Source organism: Enterococcus sp. AZ050, assembly GCF_051715085.1.
GTDB classification, from domain to species: domain Bacteria; phylum Bacillota; class Bacilli; order Lactobacillales; family Enterococcaceae; genus Enterococcus; species Enterococcus faecalis.
In genome coordinates this window covers 2231934-2248888 of the sequence record NZ_JBIOTC010000001.1, presented here as the reverse complement: position 1 = coordinate 2248888, position 16955 = coordinate 2231934, and the positions used below count along the sequence as shown (strand labels likewise).

Below are 16955 nucleotides of genomic sequence, written 5' to 3'. Positions count from 1 at the left end.
CCTAGACTGCTGATTTCCGATAATCTATCGGCGATTGGTAGTCTAGTTTTTGTTGAATTCGACTTTCACTATAATAAGTAATGTATTTTTTTACAATTTCTATTACAATAGATGTAGGTTCATTTGTGAGCCCATCTAAGTAGAACGTTTCAGACTTTAGTGAGGCATGAAACGATTCGATGCAGGCATTATCTGAAGGTGTCCCTTTGCGGGACATACTCATGGTAATGCCTTTTGTTTTTATTTGATTCTGGTAGTCAAAAGAAGTATAAACAGAGCCCTGATCACTATGCAATAGACAATCCGTTGTTTGGGGCAATTGATCAAGTGTATCCAGAACAAAAGCCGTATCTTGCTTATCACCGATGGTATAGGCAATAATTTCACCATTGTATAAATCCATAATTGAAGACAAATACAATTGCTTTTGACCAAAAGGCAGATAAGTAATATCTGTTACCAATTTCTTTAAAGGAGCGTCTGAAGAAAATTGTCTATTTAGCTTGTTCTCGACAACCGTGTAAGGTTGTCCCACTTTACTGCGTTTCTTCATTTTCACGCGACAATTCCAATGATATTTCTGCATAATCTTTTGTACGGTGTTTTTGTTTACTTTGTATTCCTGATTAATCAACGCAGTAATCTTTCGATAGCCATATCGAAACTTATGCTGGAAGCAAAGTCGACGAACGGCTTCTTCAAGAGGTGTTAACTTTCCTAAGTCTTTTCGATGAGTCCAACGATAATAAGTAGCTCGCGAAACGCCGAAAAGTTGACACAATGCAGTAATGGTTATTTTTCCTTTCATTTTTTTAACTAATTCTACAAATATTTCTGGCTCCACGTCCTTTCCAATTCTTTGTACTTTTTTAGCACCTCAATATGCATTTTTAAATAGTTATTTTCATTTCTAAGCTGTTGTTCATTTGATAGAATTTCTGGACCTTTTCCATAAGCATATTGTTTTCCAACGGGTTGAACCAGACGATGATTCTCGCCATTACGGTACCAACGCCAACATGTTTCAATTTGTGTTTTGTTTTTAATTCCTAATTCTGCCATAATTATTTTTACAGGAATATTCTCTTTTTTCATCTGTATAGCCATTTCTTTGATGTGAATCGGATAAGAAACTCGATTTCCCATTGAAAAAGCACCTCCTAGTTAAATTCATTTTAACGTGAATTCAACAAGAGGTGCTTTTTTATTTTGTCTCAGTTTATTGGGTCAGTTCAGATTGACCACTCCCTTTTTTTATTTATCTTTTGGAACATAGAAACTGCGGTTATCTAAACCAAAGATTCGTTCCGTATACTCCCCAGGCTGTGTTTGACGAATGGCCCCTAGCATCATTTGAATGGACGCATCCATGGTATCAATTTGATGTAAGATTTCCGCTTCCATAATTCTTGGTCGCACAGGTGAGCCATATTCCAACAGTCCATGGTGGGCTAAGACCATGTGCCGAAGAACGACAACGTCTTCTTCTCGATCATCAATTTTCAAAGCCAGACACGCCTTGGTAATTTCCTCATCCACCAAAACTAAATGACCAATTAAGTTCCCTGCCACCGTATATTCTGTCGTAATAGCACCAGATAACTCTAAAACTTTTCCTAAGTCATGTAAAATAATCCCCGCGTATAATAGTGACGTGTTAATTTCAGGATATTCCTTAGCAATTGCTTTGCCTAGGCGCAACATTGAGACAGTGTGGTAAGCTAAGCCATTCGCAAAAGCATGATGGTTCCGTTTGGCTGCAGGAAATTCATAAAATTCTTGTTGGTATTTCGTCATGAGATAGCGCACAATACGATTCCAATGAGCATTGGTAATTTCAAAAATCACTTGATTGATTTCCTCGACCATCTCTTCTTTTTTCAAAGGCGCTCGTTCCATATATAAACTTGGCTGGCTTGGTTCCTCTGCTGTCGCTAAACGCATGTGTAAAATTTTTACTTGGGGTTTGTTTTGATAAACTTCTCGTTTCCCATTCAGTAAAACAACGTTTCCCGCAGTAAATCGTGTAATTTCATCCTCAGAGGCGTCCCAATATTTTCCGTCAATCGTGCCAGATGTGTCTTGAAAGGTAAAGGCAATAAACTTTTTCCCATTTTTAGCTACACGCACATCGGCATTTTTAATTAGAACAAATGATTCAAAAAGTTCTTCTACTGTTAATTCACGTAATTTTTTCACTTGACGCTTCCTCCTTCTAACGCAATTACTCTTTGTTGTAAGTCCTGATAATAGCTTACCATTTCTTGGTCAGAAGAAAAACAAATGACTTGCTGTTTTTGACCAAACTTAGTAAATAATTCAGCTAATTGGGCTTTTCTTTGATGATCATAGTGTAACCAGCCATCATCAATGATAATTGGACAAACCAGTTGCTCGCCTTGGACTGCTAAAAAGGCAAAACGAACAGCCATCATCAATTGATCTTTAGTGCCAGTTGATAATTCATGTAAATAAAACATTTCTTGTTCTTTCGTCACCGCAACTAGTTGACCTTCGGCTACTTGGATTGATTGATAACGCTGATTTGTTAAAAGTGCAAAGTAGCTTGATGCATACTGTAATAAGCTGGGCAATTGTTGTTCCGAAAGCTCTGTTAATAGGTCCATTAACAGTTGCCCCGCCAGTTGATACCCAGACCAACGTTGAGCTAGTTCTTTGATTTCCGCTTTTAAAATCGCTTGGCGTTGATACAACTCATCTAAGGTACCATCCGTCATTAATTGTTGTTTTTCATAAATCAGCGCTTGATACTGTTCTTGTATTTTATTTAACTGGCTTTCTACCAGTGCTTGTTGCTGCGCCAGTTGTAAAGAACGGTCTTTTAACGTTGCCTCTGTTACCGCTTCTGGAAACAGATTGCCTAATTGTGTCGCTAATTCTTGCCCACGACCAACTTGAGCTTGCTGAGTGGTCAGCTGTTGAATCCTCATTGGAACATCAGCGATTGATAGAATCCGATAACGAATTAGTAAAGGCTGAATTCGTGTTAATGCTTCTTGCTGTTTAGTTTTCAACTCTCGTAACTGCTGTTTGAGATAGCCATCTGCTTGATACTCTTGAGCAAAGCGAACTTTCTCCATTTCTTCAGCAAACCCTTCTAAAAAGTGTAGCTTTTCGGAAAGGCTCTTTCCTTGCAAGGGTAAATGCGTCATCAATGGGAAGACTTGTTCTTCAAATACTTGGCGTTTTTGTTGATTTTCCTTCAATTGACTCATGAGTTCTTCATTTGTTTGAACAAGCAATAAATAGCGCGTAATCAATTCCCGCTGATTCATTAAAGTATCAATTTGATTCATTTTTCCTAATTGATGAAGTTGGGCTTGCTCCGCTACTGCTTGTTCAAGTTGTTCCACTTGCAGTTGTGCCTCACGTTCTTGATTCAACGCTTGTTGGAACTGTTCATTTAAATAATCTAGTTGCGAAAGTTTCGTCTGCCATTCTTCTTTCACTTCATCTGAGGACGCTTCTTTTCTAGTGGCGTAGCCAATCACTTCTTTTGCGATAAGACTAACTCCCACGAGAACTAGGCCCCATTTTAAAGGGCTCGGCAAAAAGAAACCCAGTAATGTAAGGAGACTTCCTGACAATAACCATAGTGGCTGACTTGTTTTCTGCGCTCTTTGAGCACGTGTCGCTTCACCAAAAAATGCAGCGTGCTCTTTTTCAAAGTCCGTTAACTGGTCTTCCAGATTTTCAATTTGAGAAGCCAAGAATGCTTTTTGTTCTTGGCCTTTTTGAAGAGCTTGCGTATACGCAACTTGTTGTTGGCGCCACTTTTGAACGGTTTCGTTGTCATAAAAAAGCTGTGGTGGTCGTTCAGGCGACCATGACCATTCGTTCTCTAAAAGGACCATTTCTTGACGATTTTGATCAAAGGTTTGGGTCATCCATTCCGATTCCGTCATCAATTGTTGCATATCATAGCGTTGATTCAACAATTGTTGAATCAATGCTTCTTGTTCTAGGTAAAAAGCATAGCCTTCTGGAACATCGAGCGCTTCTGACTGAAGAGATAACTCTTTGGTCAAACGTTGTCGTTCTTTGTCTAGGTACATATATTCTTGAAAGGTTTCTTCTAGTTGAACTTGGTCTTCTTTTACTAAAACAACGTTCTCTGTTTCTTCAGGCAGCGACTGCCATTCTTCGTACAAGGGAAAGTGACGTTGCTGTTCCGCCACCTGTAACAAGTCCTGTTGCGTTTCTTTTAATTGCTGTTGCAGTGTCACTCGCTGTTGTTCTGTTTCGCGAATCGTTTCTTCTAATTGTTGAAAAGTTTGTTGCTGCGCTTCTTTCTCTTGAATTTGCTCTTTTAGTTCTTGATAAGCCGCCAACTTCTGATTGAGTAATGGCTGCTGTCCTTTACCTTTAAAGATTTTTTGTGCTTCTTTAAAGTACGCATTTCGGTAAGTCAAAAGTTGTTGACTACCAGAAACACCAATGGCTAACAAGGATGTTTGCAGTTCCTCTTCTGTCAACTTGTCACTCGTAATTAATTGTTCTTGTTGGAAAGTAAAAACCTCTTGAAATAACTTTTTCGTTAGCGGATGTAACATTTGCTGTAAGGTTTTTTCATCCCCCATTTGTTGTTGATAATAAATGATTGCTTGCCCTTTATTTTTTTCTTTAAAACGCTCGACTTGAACTTCCCCAAACACAGGATGTTCCAACCACAAACGACCACCATACGAACCACCATTTTTAGGTGCGTAATCGCGCTTTCTTTTACCCTTTGTGGGAAAACCAAACAGCATTGCTTGAATGAATTGATACAATGTGGACTTGCCAACTTCATTTGCGCCGTACAGCAATTGATTACCAGATTCAAATGTAATTTTCTGTTGTTGCCATTTTCCAAAGCCCACAATCTCTACTGCAAGTAATTTCATAGTGGGTCCTCCTGAATAGTAAAGTCTTCATTAATTTGCTCATGTGCTAGGCGCAAGCTCTCTAATCGCCACTGCTCATCCATTGAAAAAATTCCAGCAAATTCTGGATAACGTAACAATTCCTTGGTGGTATCTTCAAAAATAACTGGATCTAAGTATGTTTTTTCTAATGCCGTTAATAAGTTGGGACTAGCGGCTAAATAGATCGGTTCTTTCGTTGGTTCCTCTGCTTGCAATATTAGGCGATAAACAAAAAAATCACCTTGCGTTTTTTGTAAAAGCTGCTGCTGTAAGTAGCTTAATAGTTCACCATTGACAATGGCTTGCACCACGGTCACATCCAAATGTTGCGTTTCTTTCAGTGTCAACGCCATCAATTGCTGTTGCTGATGCGCATGCCACTTCGTCAGCAAACTGGTTTCAAGATAAGACAAAACGCTTTGGGTGTCACGGCATTGCGCCAGAGATATTTCTTCATTCGTCCAATCTATTTCTGCGACTTTTTCAAATTGAACAGTCGCTTGATTTTGGGAAAGTGTGACCACTGCAACCCCTTGTAAAGACTGTTCTTTTTTCGTGTGCCCTTGAGGTGTTCCAGGATAAACAATTAGCGGTTGTTCACTAACAATTTGCGGCTGATGAATGTGGCCCAATGCCCAATAATTATAGCCAGTGGCTTTTAAATCCTTCCATGTAAACGGAGCATAATTTTGTTGCGCTTTCCGACTGGTGTCTCCATGATAAATCCCAATATGAATGTCAGATTCTGCTTGTTTGATAGGAAATTCTAGTGCTTTATTTTCATCAATCCAGGGATGCTCATAACTAAACCCTGAAACAGCCACTTGTTCGCCCGCTTTCGTTTCAAAATACAGTGTCTCAACCATTTCTTTTTCAAATAAAAAAACATTGTCTGGAAAAGAAAACCAATAGCGGTCTTTTTTATAGTAATCATGATTCCCAAATGTTAGAATCACGGGGATTTCTGCTTGTTTCAACTGTTCTAATGCGGCCATCAATTGGGCTTGCATTGAAATAGAGGTCTGACTTTGATGAAACGTATCTCCTGCAAAAATAACCAAGTCCACCGCTTCTCGAATAGCAACTGTTACGATATTCATTAACAATTGTTGATTAGCTTCTCTTAAGCGCTTCGCTAAGGCTGTCGGGATCCCAGTTAACCCTTCAAAAGACCGATCCATGTGTAAATCAGCTGTATGCAATAGTTTCATCGTTTCCCCTCCTTTTCTCCTTCCTTTATCATATCATTTTCTGCCAGCTTGGTCAGTAAAAACATACGAAAATTTGTTCGTTTTTTCAATAAAAAAAGAATCAGGTTAACTGATTCTGTCGAAAAAGCAAGTATTTAGATTGTCCGTTTCTTCTTATATTCATAAAAGTAAAATAGCTATAATTGGTAAGAATAATAAGTGAAAATTTTTATAAATGATTTCAAATTTAGGATTACTCTAAAAACAGGTACTAAAGTAGTCCTTTCTATAAGTTCAAATACTGAATATTGAATCAAATTTATTAAAAAAATCATTTTGGTTTTTAGGTAAATTATTGCTTAAATATCTATAATAAATACAGAATTCTTCTGAATCAACAGGTACCTCAAAGTTCACCAAATTTTCTAAATGTATCTCTCTCAATAGATTTTTAGAAAGAACCAAGATATTAAAATTATCACTAATTTTTTCATTACTATATATTGCTCTTATTTTTATCTTCTCTTTCACATAGCTGTCATCTGCCTGATCCTCTATCACGCCTACAATTGAATTAGTTCTTACAGGGGGATCAAAATATTTAAAATTATCTCCTTTACATATGGCTAGACCTTCTCCTATACTGACTACTCTATGTGCAAAAAAGTTGTTGTATAGACTTTTTATTACAACAATTTTACCTGTACTTATTTCAAAGTTACTACATTGTGCTATTAAAATATCTCCCTCTTTATATGTTGGCAACATAGATACTCCTTCTGCAACAAACCTCATTGCCTCATCACCACCACATCATATTTCAATAGCTCTTCTATAAATGCCTTAATTTGTTCTCTTACTATATGCATATTTTGATTATCTGTATCAAATTCTTTAGATAACCTAGACACAGCTTCATCAATATTCTTAAATTTTTCAGCTTCGATTCTATGAAAAATAAATATTGAAGTTTTATCTTCAAGCATAAAGCCATCCTCATTTAATGATATAACTAAAAACTCTCCTTTGTCTTCATAATTAATTTTTTCATTAATACTAAGCATGCTCTTTACCTCCATATACAAATTGATACATTTGTTCCAAAATCATTCCTTTGATTATTTTGCATTCCTCATTATTGATTACATTCGAAGAATCATCCTTTGACTTTGAATAATAATGATTTGCTCTACACGAGCCTCCACAAAGCAGTTTGAATGAACAATTTTTACACGGCTCCATACCAAGGGACGAATAAGAGAAGTGATCAATTTTTTTATTCTTAAAAATATAGTCTAGCGGTTCGGCTCTAACATTCCCTAAGTAAAAATCTTTTTGATCCAATAACTTACAAGTATAGACATTTCCCATGGGATCAATTGAAAATTCTCCGATACCTTGACCACAATGAACTTTAATTGTAAATGGATTTAAAGCTTTCTTGTATTTCATCGCAATCCGATCAATCTCTTTTCTTTCATCTTTTGTAAGAGAAATATCGTCAAATCCTCTACCCAATTTACAAAAAGTTCCAATATTTAAGTTTATTTTATGAGATTTTGCAAAGGCAACCATTGTATCAATGTCAGCAACATTATTTTTAGTAATTGTTTGATTAATGGCTAAATTTTTAAAGTTAAGTTTTATTAGATTCTCTAAAGCCTTTGTAGCAACTTTAAAGCATCCTCTTCCTCTATTGTCATCATTGTTATTTTCATTTAAAGAGTCTAAACTGATTGTAATTTTGTAACAACGTTCAGATAAAAACTTAGCTTGTTTGATGTTATAGGCTACTCTACCATTGGATATTAAGTTGCAGATAAATCCTTTTTTATATGCATTATCTAATATCTTATAGAAGTTCTTTTTTAAACCAACTTCTCCACCTGTAAAAACAATTTTTTTTACTCCAGCTACCTTTAACTGTTTAAAAATCTTATCATACTCTTCGTAATCTAATTCTCTACGTAGCTTTTTACCTGGACCTGCTTCAGCATAACAATAGGTACATTTTAAATTACATTCTTCGGTTACAACAATATATACCGTGCGTGGAATAGAGAAATTTTCTATTAATTTATGAAAATTCTCCTCTACTTCCAAGTCAGTGAAATCAAAGATTCTATACAATTCTATTTTTCTTAATAAGTCTTTTGAGATATCATGTCTATCTCTAGTTTTTAGATATTTTTCGAGAATAGGAAGTTCATTTTCTTCTATACCAATCCAACTACTAATAATTGGATTATGTACTATAACCTTGTTTCTATAAAAATAAAATTTTAACAAAAATTATCCTTCCCTTCTTTGTATGCCTGAGAGCATTTAAACTTAAGCGTACATTATTAATTAAAGATAGAAAATTTAAGGAGCTAAGATTCATCGTTTCGTAATATTAAATGAAAAATTTGATTAGGTTACATTTCTTTATTCAAAATTGTTTTTTAAGTTCCAGTACCTACAAGGATTCCACACATACAGCCTAATTGAATTGTTTTGCCAATTTTTTTCAATTCTGGTTTATTAAATTTCATAGAAAATTCCTCCTCTCCTAAATAATCAGCTCCTTAAATATATTTCAAATAATACATACTTTTCCTCATAAGGTCAAATATTTTCCTCTTTATTCAATATAATTTAGGAAAAACAGCGAAAATATTGATATCTATTATGAAATTATATACAATGTGTTTAAGTACGAAAGGGGAGTTGCAAATCATGGAAAAGATTATGAAAAAAAATAAAAAATTTGTTTTTCTAGTTAGTTTGACTGCTATAGTCACCACATTAACCTCTTTAATTGCACCAATTATCATTCAATATCTAACAAATAAAAAAAACCTTAATTCACAGGCAATGATCTATATTTTCTTAGCCATGTTATTGTCTTTAGTAATACAATTAGTTATCATGGTTTATAAAGAAAATTTTGCTGCAAGATTCAATTCCAATTACTTATTTACTCTAATTAATAAAATGATACACCTTAAGTATGACTCTTACATTACTCTTGAACCAACCTATTTGATTAATCGTATTTTTAGTGCTGTGGATGCACTTTATTTATTTTTGATATCTAGCTTCAGTGTGACAATTAAATCAATTTTCACTATCCTTTTATCTTTACTTATGGTCAGTTATCTTTCTATTGAAATTGTTTTATTCATGGTTTTATTGATTCCTTTAAACTATTTTGGATTTAAGTATATAAATAAAAAATTAAAAGTTCGAATGGAAAACATGCAAAAAAATGCAGCTGTTGCAAACAAAAATTTAATTTCTACGTTATCAAATCAAGATGCTGTTAAAGCCGGTATTTCAGCTGAAATATTAGAAAATTTACTCTACGAAAAAATCAATTTAATGTATCAATCCGTAGCTAGTACTAATAAATTCGCTCAAAGCACTAGTAGTATTGTTGCTTTTATTAATCAAAGTTTCCAAACTTTTGTTTATATTCGAACAAGTATGTTAATTGCGGCAGATAACTTGCCCATTTCCAGTCTAATTATATTAAGTATCCTTTTGCCTTTGTTTTTTTCCTCTTTGAGTGAATTATCTAAAGTTACTATCGATTTAAATACTTTAACAACAGCAAATACATTTATAAAAGATAGTTTAGACAAAAATATAGAAAGAGATGGTGACATAGATATAGATGCTATTGCAAGCATCCAGTTATTTTTTCCAACATTCGAGATAGACGGCAACCAATTTCAATACAGGATCCAAGAAAACCTACAAAATGGGGATCGAGTTTATTTAACGGGAAAATCTGGAAGTGGTAAATCATCTTTATTAAAACTATTACTAAAGTTTCGAGAATCAGCAGGAATTATGATTAACGATTTACCAATCAATGCAATAAATAATAAAAGTTTGAGAAACAAAATTGCCTATTTGGCACAAGAACCAACAATACTCACAGAAACTTTAGAAAAAAATATTGGTATGGGAACGCCTCTATCCTATGAACAAAAACAACTTATTTTAAATACAGGCATTCTTAATCCTATTTTGAAAACTAAGGACTGGGAAACTGTTTTAACTGAAAACGGTAGTAATTTATCTGGTGGAGAAAAACAAAGAATTGCAGTCGCAAGACTTATTTTAGCGGATGCCGATGTTTATATTTTAGACGAGAGTACCAGTAATATTGATGAAGAATCCAGTCAAGCAATCTTTGAAACATTATTAGAATGTGTCAAAGATAAAATATTCATCTTTACCTCTCACGATAAAAAAAATAGTCAATACGCTAATAAAATTATAAATATTTAAAGGAGACTTCTAAATATGTTGTCTGTAGAACAATTAGCCCAAGAATTAAATGTGACCACAAGAACCATTCGAAATTATTTGAAAGAAGGAAAAATAAAAGGAACAAAAATTGGTGGACAATGGCGTTTCTCAGAACGAGATATTTATGATTTTTTAGGAAAATCAGATGATATCATTGTAAAGAACACCGCTATCGAATCTTATGTAAAAGATGTTCCACAAAACAATGAAGGCCTTGTAACATTGACTTTCTCACTTAACACAGAAAGTGATATTGAATTCGTTAAAAATAAAATACTAAAACATTTCAACTCTGTTTACGGTAGTAATCAGCAAAACAAAAGTTTTGAATATCAGCTTTTGCCTAGAAACCTTGTTAGAATTACCTTAATTGGCCCTCATGCTTACATTTTAAATTTTGGAAACTGGCTAACAAACTTTATAGAATTATCGATTCAAAATTACCAAGAGTAGCTAGCTATTCACAAAATTAAATAATAATAAACCCCCAGAGAAGCACTTGCTTCTCTGGGGGTTTATTATTAATCGTTATACATATCACGCACAGGAGTCATGATAATTCGGTTTAAATCATTGACAACTAAGCTAAACGCTTGTTCTTTTTGCATTAATTCGTTGATAACTGCTGTTTCTTGCACTTTCGTTGCAATGCTTTGTGCTTTTTCAGCATCTTCATCCGTGAATTCTTCGCCGCGCATTTGTTTTTCTTGAAGTCCTTGTTGGAATCCTTGGAATTCTTTAAACAATGTGTAAGCTGCTTCGTCTGCTTTTACTTCTTCATACGCTGCTTGTAATGCTTTAAATTCGTCTAACTCACGTAGTTCACGTTCAATCTGATTGGCTGTATCATAAATGTTACTCAATGGAATCCCTCTTTTCTCAATAGTTTCATCTTTATTGTACCATTTCTCTTAGGTTTTCCCAACTAATTTCCTAATAAGCCTCCGAAAATTCCTTCAATCTTGTCTTTGACTTTTTTCGCGCCGTCTTTAATTTGTCCCCCAACTTCATTCAATGTATCTCCGAAATTGCTAGCGCCGTCTTGAACAGAATTTCCAAAGTCTTTTAAGTTATCCCGCCAATTAGAATTGGCACCACCAGTTAAACTATCGTTGCTATCAACAACTTTCCCACCTGTGGCATAAGCATCCGCGACAGGAAATTGTGCTTGTTTGACTTGTGGCAAGATGCCACTGGCTTGACTGTTGAACACCTGAGAAGCATATGTGGCGCTACTACCTTCCAGATAATGGGTTTTACTGGTTTCTTGGAAGCCTAGCCAAGTAGCAATGACAACTTCTGGTGTATAACCAATCACCCACTGATCGTTCGTTTTACTACTATCGAAGTTGGTTTCTGTCGTACCTGTTTTACCAGCCATTACGTAGCCTGCTGGTTGTGCGTTGACCCCGCTCCCAGAACTAAAGACCCCTAGCAGCATACTTGTAATCCCGTCTGCAACATCTTTGGTAATGACTTGTTCTTTCTTGACTTTAGTATTATCAACTACAATTGCGCCAGTTGAGTCGACGATTTTTGTAATTAAATGCGTTTCAGTTTTATAGCCTTCATTGGCAAAGGCACTATAAGCTCCCGCCATAGTTAGTGGCGAAACACCCGTTTGTAATCCCCCAAGGGCTAAACCATAGTACCGATCTTTTTCTGATAATGGAATGCCAAATTTCTCTGTTTTTTCATAGCCTTTATCTAAACCAATTTGATGTAATAACCATACCGCTGGTAAATTTAAGCTTTCTCCTAAGGCTTGATACATAGGAACTTCTCCACTGTACGTGCGGCTATAGTTTTGCGCTGGATAATAATCTTGTGGTTTATCTTCTAAAACAGAGTCTGGTTTATAGCCAGCCTCTAAAGCTGGTGTATAGACAGAAATTGGTTTTAAGGACGAGCCTGGTGAACGTTTTGTTTGCGTTGCAAAGTTAAAGCCTCGATAAACATGTTCCCCTCGACCGCCCACCAGTGCTTGCACGCCGCCGGTTTTCGGATCAATGGCTACAGAACCACTCTGAACCATGGCACCATCTTCTGCATTGGGTGGAAATAGTGCATCATTTTTATAAGTTGCATCCATCGCATCTTGATACCCCTGATTTAAAGAAGTGTAAATCTTGTATCCTTTATTTAAAATATCTTCTTCTTTAAATTTATAACGATTGACCGCTTCATCAATTACCGCATCAAAATAATATGGATATTTGTAACTATTTTCGTCGCCAACATAGGTGTCATTTAATAGACTCGCTAAGTTAACACTCGCTTCTTGATTGGCTTCTTCTTGAGATAGTTTTTTATTGTCGACCATTAGTTGTAAAACGGTATTCCGTCGCGCTGTGGCATTGTCAATGTAATCAATTGGGTTATAAATTCCTGGCCCTTTTAACATGCCCGCTAGCGTTGCGGCTTCCCCCACTGTAACTTGGGACGCATCCACGCCAAAGTATTTACGAGCTGCATCTTGCACGCCCCAGACACCATTACCAAAATAAGAATTATTTAAATACATTGCCAAGATATCTTTTTTCGAATATTTCTTTTCGATTTCAATCGCTAAGAATAATTCTCTGGCTTTCCTATCTAACGTTTGTTCTTGCGTTAAGTAAGCATTTTTGGCTAATTGCTGCGTAATTGTACTTCCGCCACCACCGCCACCGATTTTCCCGAAGGTCAATTTTCCAACAACCGCACGGGCAATCCCTTTGATGGAATACCCTTTATGTTGATAAAACCCGCGATCTTCAGTTGAAATAACCGCATCTTGAATATAAGGAGAAATATTATCCAGCTCCACAAAAGTCCCTTTTTGCCCGAATAACTTTCCGACTTCTTTTCCTGATTCATCATAAACACGTGTTGATTCACTTAGACCCGATTTTAGGGTCTCAACGTTTGCGGACTTGGCTAAGTAAAATAAATAAATACTGGCACCTAAAGCGACTACCAAACCAATTAACAAGAAAATTTTATTGATTTGATACTTTTTCCAAATCCGCTTTCTGGCTTGATGGAATTGTATTAAATAAGGCTTTATCCACGTCCAAAAATGACGTAATCCGACACCGACTTTACTAAAAAATTGTTTAAGATTATCCATAGTACTCCCTCTGTTTACGTTTCTTGGCTAAGTCTACCATATTCTTGTGAGTACGACCTAGGTCTAAAGCATGAAAAATTCTTGAAAAACAATTTCAATGGTCTTTTCGCTGTAGCAAAGGAAATGTTGCCTTCGCTAGAGGTAAATAATTGCTTACGCTTAGAAACGAGTCTTTATTTAGCCTCTATTCTATCATGCTTTTCTTCGTTTTTTATGTAAATTTGTTTAAGAATCTCTCAAGGAACTGCCTTTCTAACAAATTTCAGCTTTTTTTCCGTTCTGACTTGACCTTTTGAGTAGCTTTGTTACACTAAATAGCGAATCAGTGAAAGGTGGGATTTGGTGGAATATTCAATGAGATTACCTGAAAATTTTTCAACAATGACTGTAAAAGAACTATTAGAAAATGAGTGGCTAGTCCCTCGAAAAGTGCGCCATTTTTTACGCACGCGAAAAAATGTCAAAATCAACGGAGAAACAGCTGCTTTTCATTTTCCAGTCCAAGCTGGCGATTGTGTCACCTTAACGTTTGAAGAAACCGATTATGTACGTCCCACTATTCATTTGGGGGAAGCAACGCGTGTGAAGGTTTTATATGAAGACGAACATTTAATGATTGTAAATAAACCTTATGGCATTAAAACCCATCCAAATCAGCCACAGGAAACAGACACCTTGTTAAATCATGTTGCTGCCTATTTAGCTGAGAAAAATCAGGTCCCTTATGTCGTTCATCGATTAGATAAAGAAACCAGTGGTGCGATTGTCTTTGCTAAAAATCCTTTTGTCTTACCTATTTTAGGGCGTTTATTAGAAACAAAACAAATTTACCGCCAATATCAAGCGATTGTAGCTGGTCACTTTAACCAAAAAGAACAGACAATCAATCAGCCGATTGGTCGTGATCGGCATGATCGCCGGAAACGACGGATTGATCCTCAAAAAGGGGATTCAGCGATTACACATGTCCAAGTGGTCAAAGCTCTTTCTAATAATCAAACCGCAGTTACCTGTGTTTTAGAAACAGGTCGGACGCACCAAATTCGGGTCCATTTAGCTAGCGAAGGGCATCCAATTATTGGTGATCCGTTATACAACCCAAAATCGCAGGCAGCTCGTTTAATGCTCCATGCTTCACAACTTCATTTACTCCATCCGTTTACAAAAAAACAAATCGTTGTGACTGCAGCGCCTGGCCTATGGTAAAAAAAACAGAAGAAATCGGACGGTAACCGCCGATTTCTTCTGTTTTTTTATTTTACCGCACATTCACTGCTGAGAACGGTATATCTGCGTTTGCTCAGTGTCTTGGTGTTAAACAGTTCCTGAGCTAACTCTCAGCCTTAATCATTTGTAGCCACTCTTTTTGTAAAATTCCGTAATTGTAGATATCCAGCCATTGGCCATCTTGAAATAACGCTTCTCTATCAATTCCTTCTTTTTTGAAGCCTACTTTTTCATAAACATGAATCGCTTTTTGATTGTTACTATTGACAGCTAATCTGATTTTGTGCAAGCCCAATTCATAAAAAGCAAATTTACAAATTAAAGACACCGCCTCAAAGCCATATCCTTGACCACGTTGCTCTTTTTGTAAAATAGCAATCCCTAAATTGGCCCCTCTATTTTTCAACTGTACATCAGACAACGAAACCCAACCAATAAATTCCTCTGTCGTATTTTCTAAAATAGCAAATAGAAATCGATCATCTTCTCCTTTATTAATCGTGAAATCTTTCCATTCTTCAAGCCCCCACGGATGTAAAGCATCCCAGCTCAAATGCCGAAGCAATTCATTATCCCATTGCTGTTTTGCAATATATTCGATATATTCTTCTCTAAAATGAGAAAAGCCAATGTGTTTTCCTTTTAAGACATTTTCCATAAGAACACCTTTAATTTCCTAGATTATTTTTCTATTTGCTGACTATCTATTTCCTCGTATTTTTGTAAAAAAGTGGCAATTTTTTCGATGACACACGCATTTTTATCGCTTTGGTCATTCTCTACCTGAAGAACAAGCAACGGTTCATGCAGACTTAAGCGTAGCAAAAACCAACCACTGCCATATTGACCAGACACGTTTCCCCGAACACCTTCTTGGTTTTCACGGTCCACAGCAAAGTCTGCTTGATTTTCTACAAACAATTCAAAGTCTCGCAAGACTTGTTGCCCATAACAAGTAACATCCTCCGCAGTAATTTTGAAGCGAAATTCGTTGGTTTCTGCCGGTTGCTTCAATGTAGCAATCAGATCTCCTAACGTTTGATTGTTTTGTTTCAATTCTGGTAACAACATTAAAATTTTCGCCACGACATATGCACCATCATCCAGATTGTAGTTTTCTTGAAACGCTGCATGACCACTGGTTTCAATGGCTAACGGTGTCTGAAAGCCCCCATGATTCAATTCAATCATTTTATTAATGACATTTCGGTAACCAGAAATATAACGAATCTGTTGGCCGCCTTTTTCTTCAATAAATGTTTTTAAATGACTTGAGGTTGGCGAATTTGTCACAATATAACTACCAGGCGCTTCTTTTAAAACGATTGCCGCTAAAACAGCAATTAAATTATTTCGGTTTAGTACCTCACCTGATTGGTCCACCACAGCCGAACGATCTACATCTGTATCAAAAATAATGCCCAAATCTGCTTGATTAGCTAAAACAGCCGTTTGAATACTTTTCATTGCTTCAGAATTATCTGGATTAGGTACATGATTAGGAAAATGCCCATCTGGTTCTAAAAACTGTGATCCCGTCGTATCAGCGCCCAAAACTTGAAGAACCTGCTCCGCAAAGAAGCCCCCAGCCCCATTACCCGCATCAACGATAATTCGAAAGCCCTGTAAAGGTTTCTCTTCGGGCGAATGAATTCCTTGGCGGATTTTTGCCACCAAATGCTCCGCATAAATTGGCAGTAACTCTTGCTTCATCAGTGTGCCATTTTCATTGGCTGTCAGCGGATCAGTATGAGATAAAATATACCGAATATCTTCTTTCTCTGCTCCACCTTCTGCTGTGAAGAACTTCAAGCCATTAAAGTAGTAAGGCAAATGGCTAGCTGTAATCATAATCGCTGCATCACATTGAAGCGTTGTAAATTGAGTAGCCATAAACATAGCAGGCGTCGTAGCTAAACCAACGTCAATCACCTGAATACCTAATGAAAGAAACGTATCTACTAATGCTTGCTTAATCGGCTCCGCCGTTAGACGACTATCATGTCCGATTGCAATTGTCAGGCGCTGTTGTGCCTTTCGTGGCAGCTGTTTTTTGTCCTGTAACCAACGAACCACGCCCACCGCAATCTCGGCTACTGCTGTTACGGTTAATGTTGCAGTTTGTTCTTCCGTATCCAAAGCAATTCCCCGAATATCCGAACCATTTTGTAGCGCTTTCAATTCTACCAAGAAAAA

General features: G+C 36.3%; 14 protein-coding genes. 3 read left to right on the top strand and 11 right to left on the bottom strand.

Translation table 11 applies throughout. The features are described 5' to 3' along the window. Position 1 precedes the first annotated feature (1 nt). The 7 genes from IGJ04_RS10990 to IGJ04_RS10960 all read right to left on the bottom strand — a co-directional run bounded on the left by IGJ04_RS10990 (position 2) and on the right by IGJ04_RS10960 (position 8407). Positions 2–1146 (bottom strand): IS3 family transposase gene (locus IGJ04_RS10990; RefSeq protein WP_438840213.1). Its coding sequence is split into 2 segments (ribosomal slippage): positions 2–873 and positions 873–1146, totalling 1146 coding nucleotides; the frame shifts between segments, so codons are not numbered across the junction. Positions 1147–1254: 108 nt separating this feature from the next. Further along, positions 1255–2199, bottom strand: a complete 945-nt coding sequence (locus tag IGJ04_RS10985; protein WP_002355522.1) for a 3'-5' exoribonuclease YhaM family protein — start codon at positions 2197–2199, stop codon at positions 1255–1257. Beyond that, on the bottom strand, positions 2196–4907 hold the full coding sequence (locus tag IGJ04_RS10980) for an ATP-binding protein (RefSeq protein WP_438840212.1): 2712 nt from the start codon (positions 4905–4907) through the stop codon (positions 2196–2198). The genes IGJ04_RS10985 and IGJ04_RS10980 overlap by 4 nt, the downstream gene beginning before the upstream one ends. Beyond that, complete coding sequence (locus IGJ04_RS10975) at positions 4904–6139, bottom strand: DNA repair exonuclease (RefSeq protein WP_002379104.1); 1236 nt, start codon at positions 6137–6139, stop codon at positions 4904–4906. The genes IGJ04_RS10980 and IGJ04_RS10975 overlap by 4 nt, the downstream gene beginning before the upstream one ends. 273 nt (positions 6140–6412) lie before the next feature. Continuing rightward, positions 6413–6913 carry a S24/S26 family peptidase gene (locus IGJ04_RS10970; protein ID WP_142963816.1) on the bottom strand — a complete coding sequence of 167 codons (501 nt, stop codon included), beginning with the start codon at positions 6911–6913 and terminating at the stop codon, positions 6413–6415. Beyond that, positions 6910–7182 carry a hypothetical protein gene (locus IGJ04_RS10965; RefSeq protein WP_002373330.1) on the bottom strand — a complete coding sequence of 91 codons (273 nt, stop codon included), beginning with the start codon at positions 7180–7182 and terminating at the stop codon, positions 6910–6912. The genes IGJ04_RS10970 and IGJ04_RS10965 overlap by 4 nt, the downstream gene beginning before the upstream one ends. Further along, positions 7175–8407 carry a radical SAM/SPASM domain-containing protein gene (locus IGJ04_RS10960; protein WP_002373328.1) on the bottom strand — a complete coding sequence of 411 codons (1233 nt, stop codon included), beginning with the start codon at positions 8405–8407 and terminating at the stop codon, positions 7175–7177. Before IGJ04_RS10960 ends, IGJ04_RS10965 begins: the two co-directional genes overlap by 8 nt. A gap of 429 nt (positions 8408–8836) precedes the next feature. Here IGJ04_RS10960 and IGJ04_RS10955 point away from each other — a divergent pair, with 429 nt between their 5' ends. Both IGJ04_RS10955 and IGJ04_RS10950 read left to right on the top strand, forming a co-directional pair. Then, a complete protein-coding gene (locus tag IGJ04_RS10955; RefSeq protein ID WP_010713899.1) occupies positions 8837–10399 on the top strand; it encodes an ATP-binding cassette domain-containing protein in 1563 nt (520 codons plus the stop codon). A gap of 15 nt (positions 10400–10414) precedes the next feature. After that, positions 10415–10873: a helix-turn-helix domain-containing protein gene (locus tag IGJ04_RS10950; RefSeq protein WP_002368000.1), complete on the top strand. Its 459-nt coding sequence runs from the start codon at positions 10415–10417 to the stop codon at positions 10871–10873. A gap of 68 nt (positions 10874–10941) precedes the next feature. On the opposite strand, the gene IGJ04_RS10945 is transcribed toward IGJ04_RS10950, so the two are convergent. Then, positions 10942–11283 (bottom strand): YlbF family regulator, encoded by a 342-nt coding sequence (locus tag IGJ04_RS10945; RefSeq protein ID WP_002355518.1) that lies wholly within the window; start codon positions 11281–11283, stop codon positions 10942–10944. A gap of 62 nt (positions 11284–11345) precedes the next feature. Next, entirely contained in the window at positions 11346–13532 is a 2187-nt protein-coding gene (locus tag IGJ04_RS10940; protein ID WP_002366159.1) for a PBP1A family penicillin-binding protein, read from the bottom strand. A 342-nt stretch (positions 13533–13874) separates the two neighbouring features. Here IGJ04_RS10940 and IGJ04_RS10935 point away from each other — a divergent pair, with 342 nt between their 5' ends. Beyond that, entirely contained in the window at positions 13875–14738 is an 864-nt protein-coding gene (locus IGJ04_RS10935; protein ID WP_010710803.1) for an RluA family pseudouridine synthase, read from the top strand. Between the two features lie 124 nt (positions 14739–14862). Here IGJ04_RS10935 and IGJ04_RS10930 read toward each other — a convergent pair whose 3' ends face one another. Then, the gene (locus IGJ04_RS10930) at positions 14863–15417 is read right to left on the bottom strand and encodes a GNAT family N-acetyltransferase (protein ID WP_438840211.1); all 555 of its coding nucleotides are present in this window, start codon (positions 15415–15417) and stop codon (positions 14863–14865) included. 23 nt (positions 15418–15440) lie between these two features. Continuing rightward, entirely contained in the window at positions 15441–16949 is a 1509-nt protein-coding gene (locus IGJ04_RS10925; RefSeq protein ID WP_438840210.1) for a phosphomannomutase/phosphoglucomutase, read from the bottom strand. Between the last annotated feature and the right edge of the window lie 6 nt (positions 16950–16955).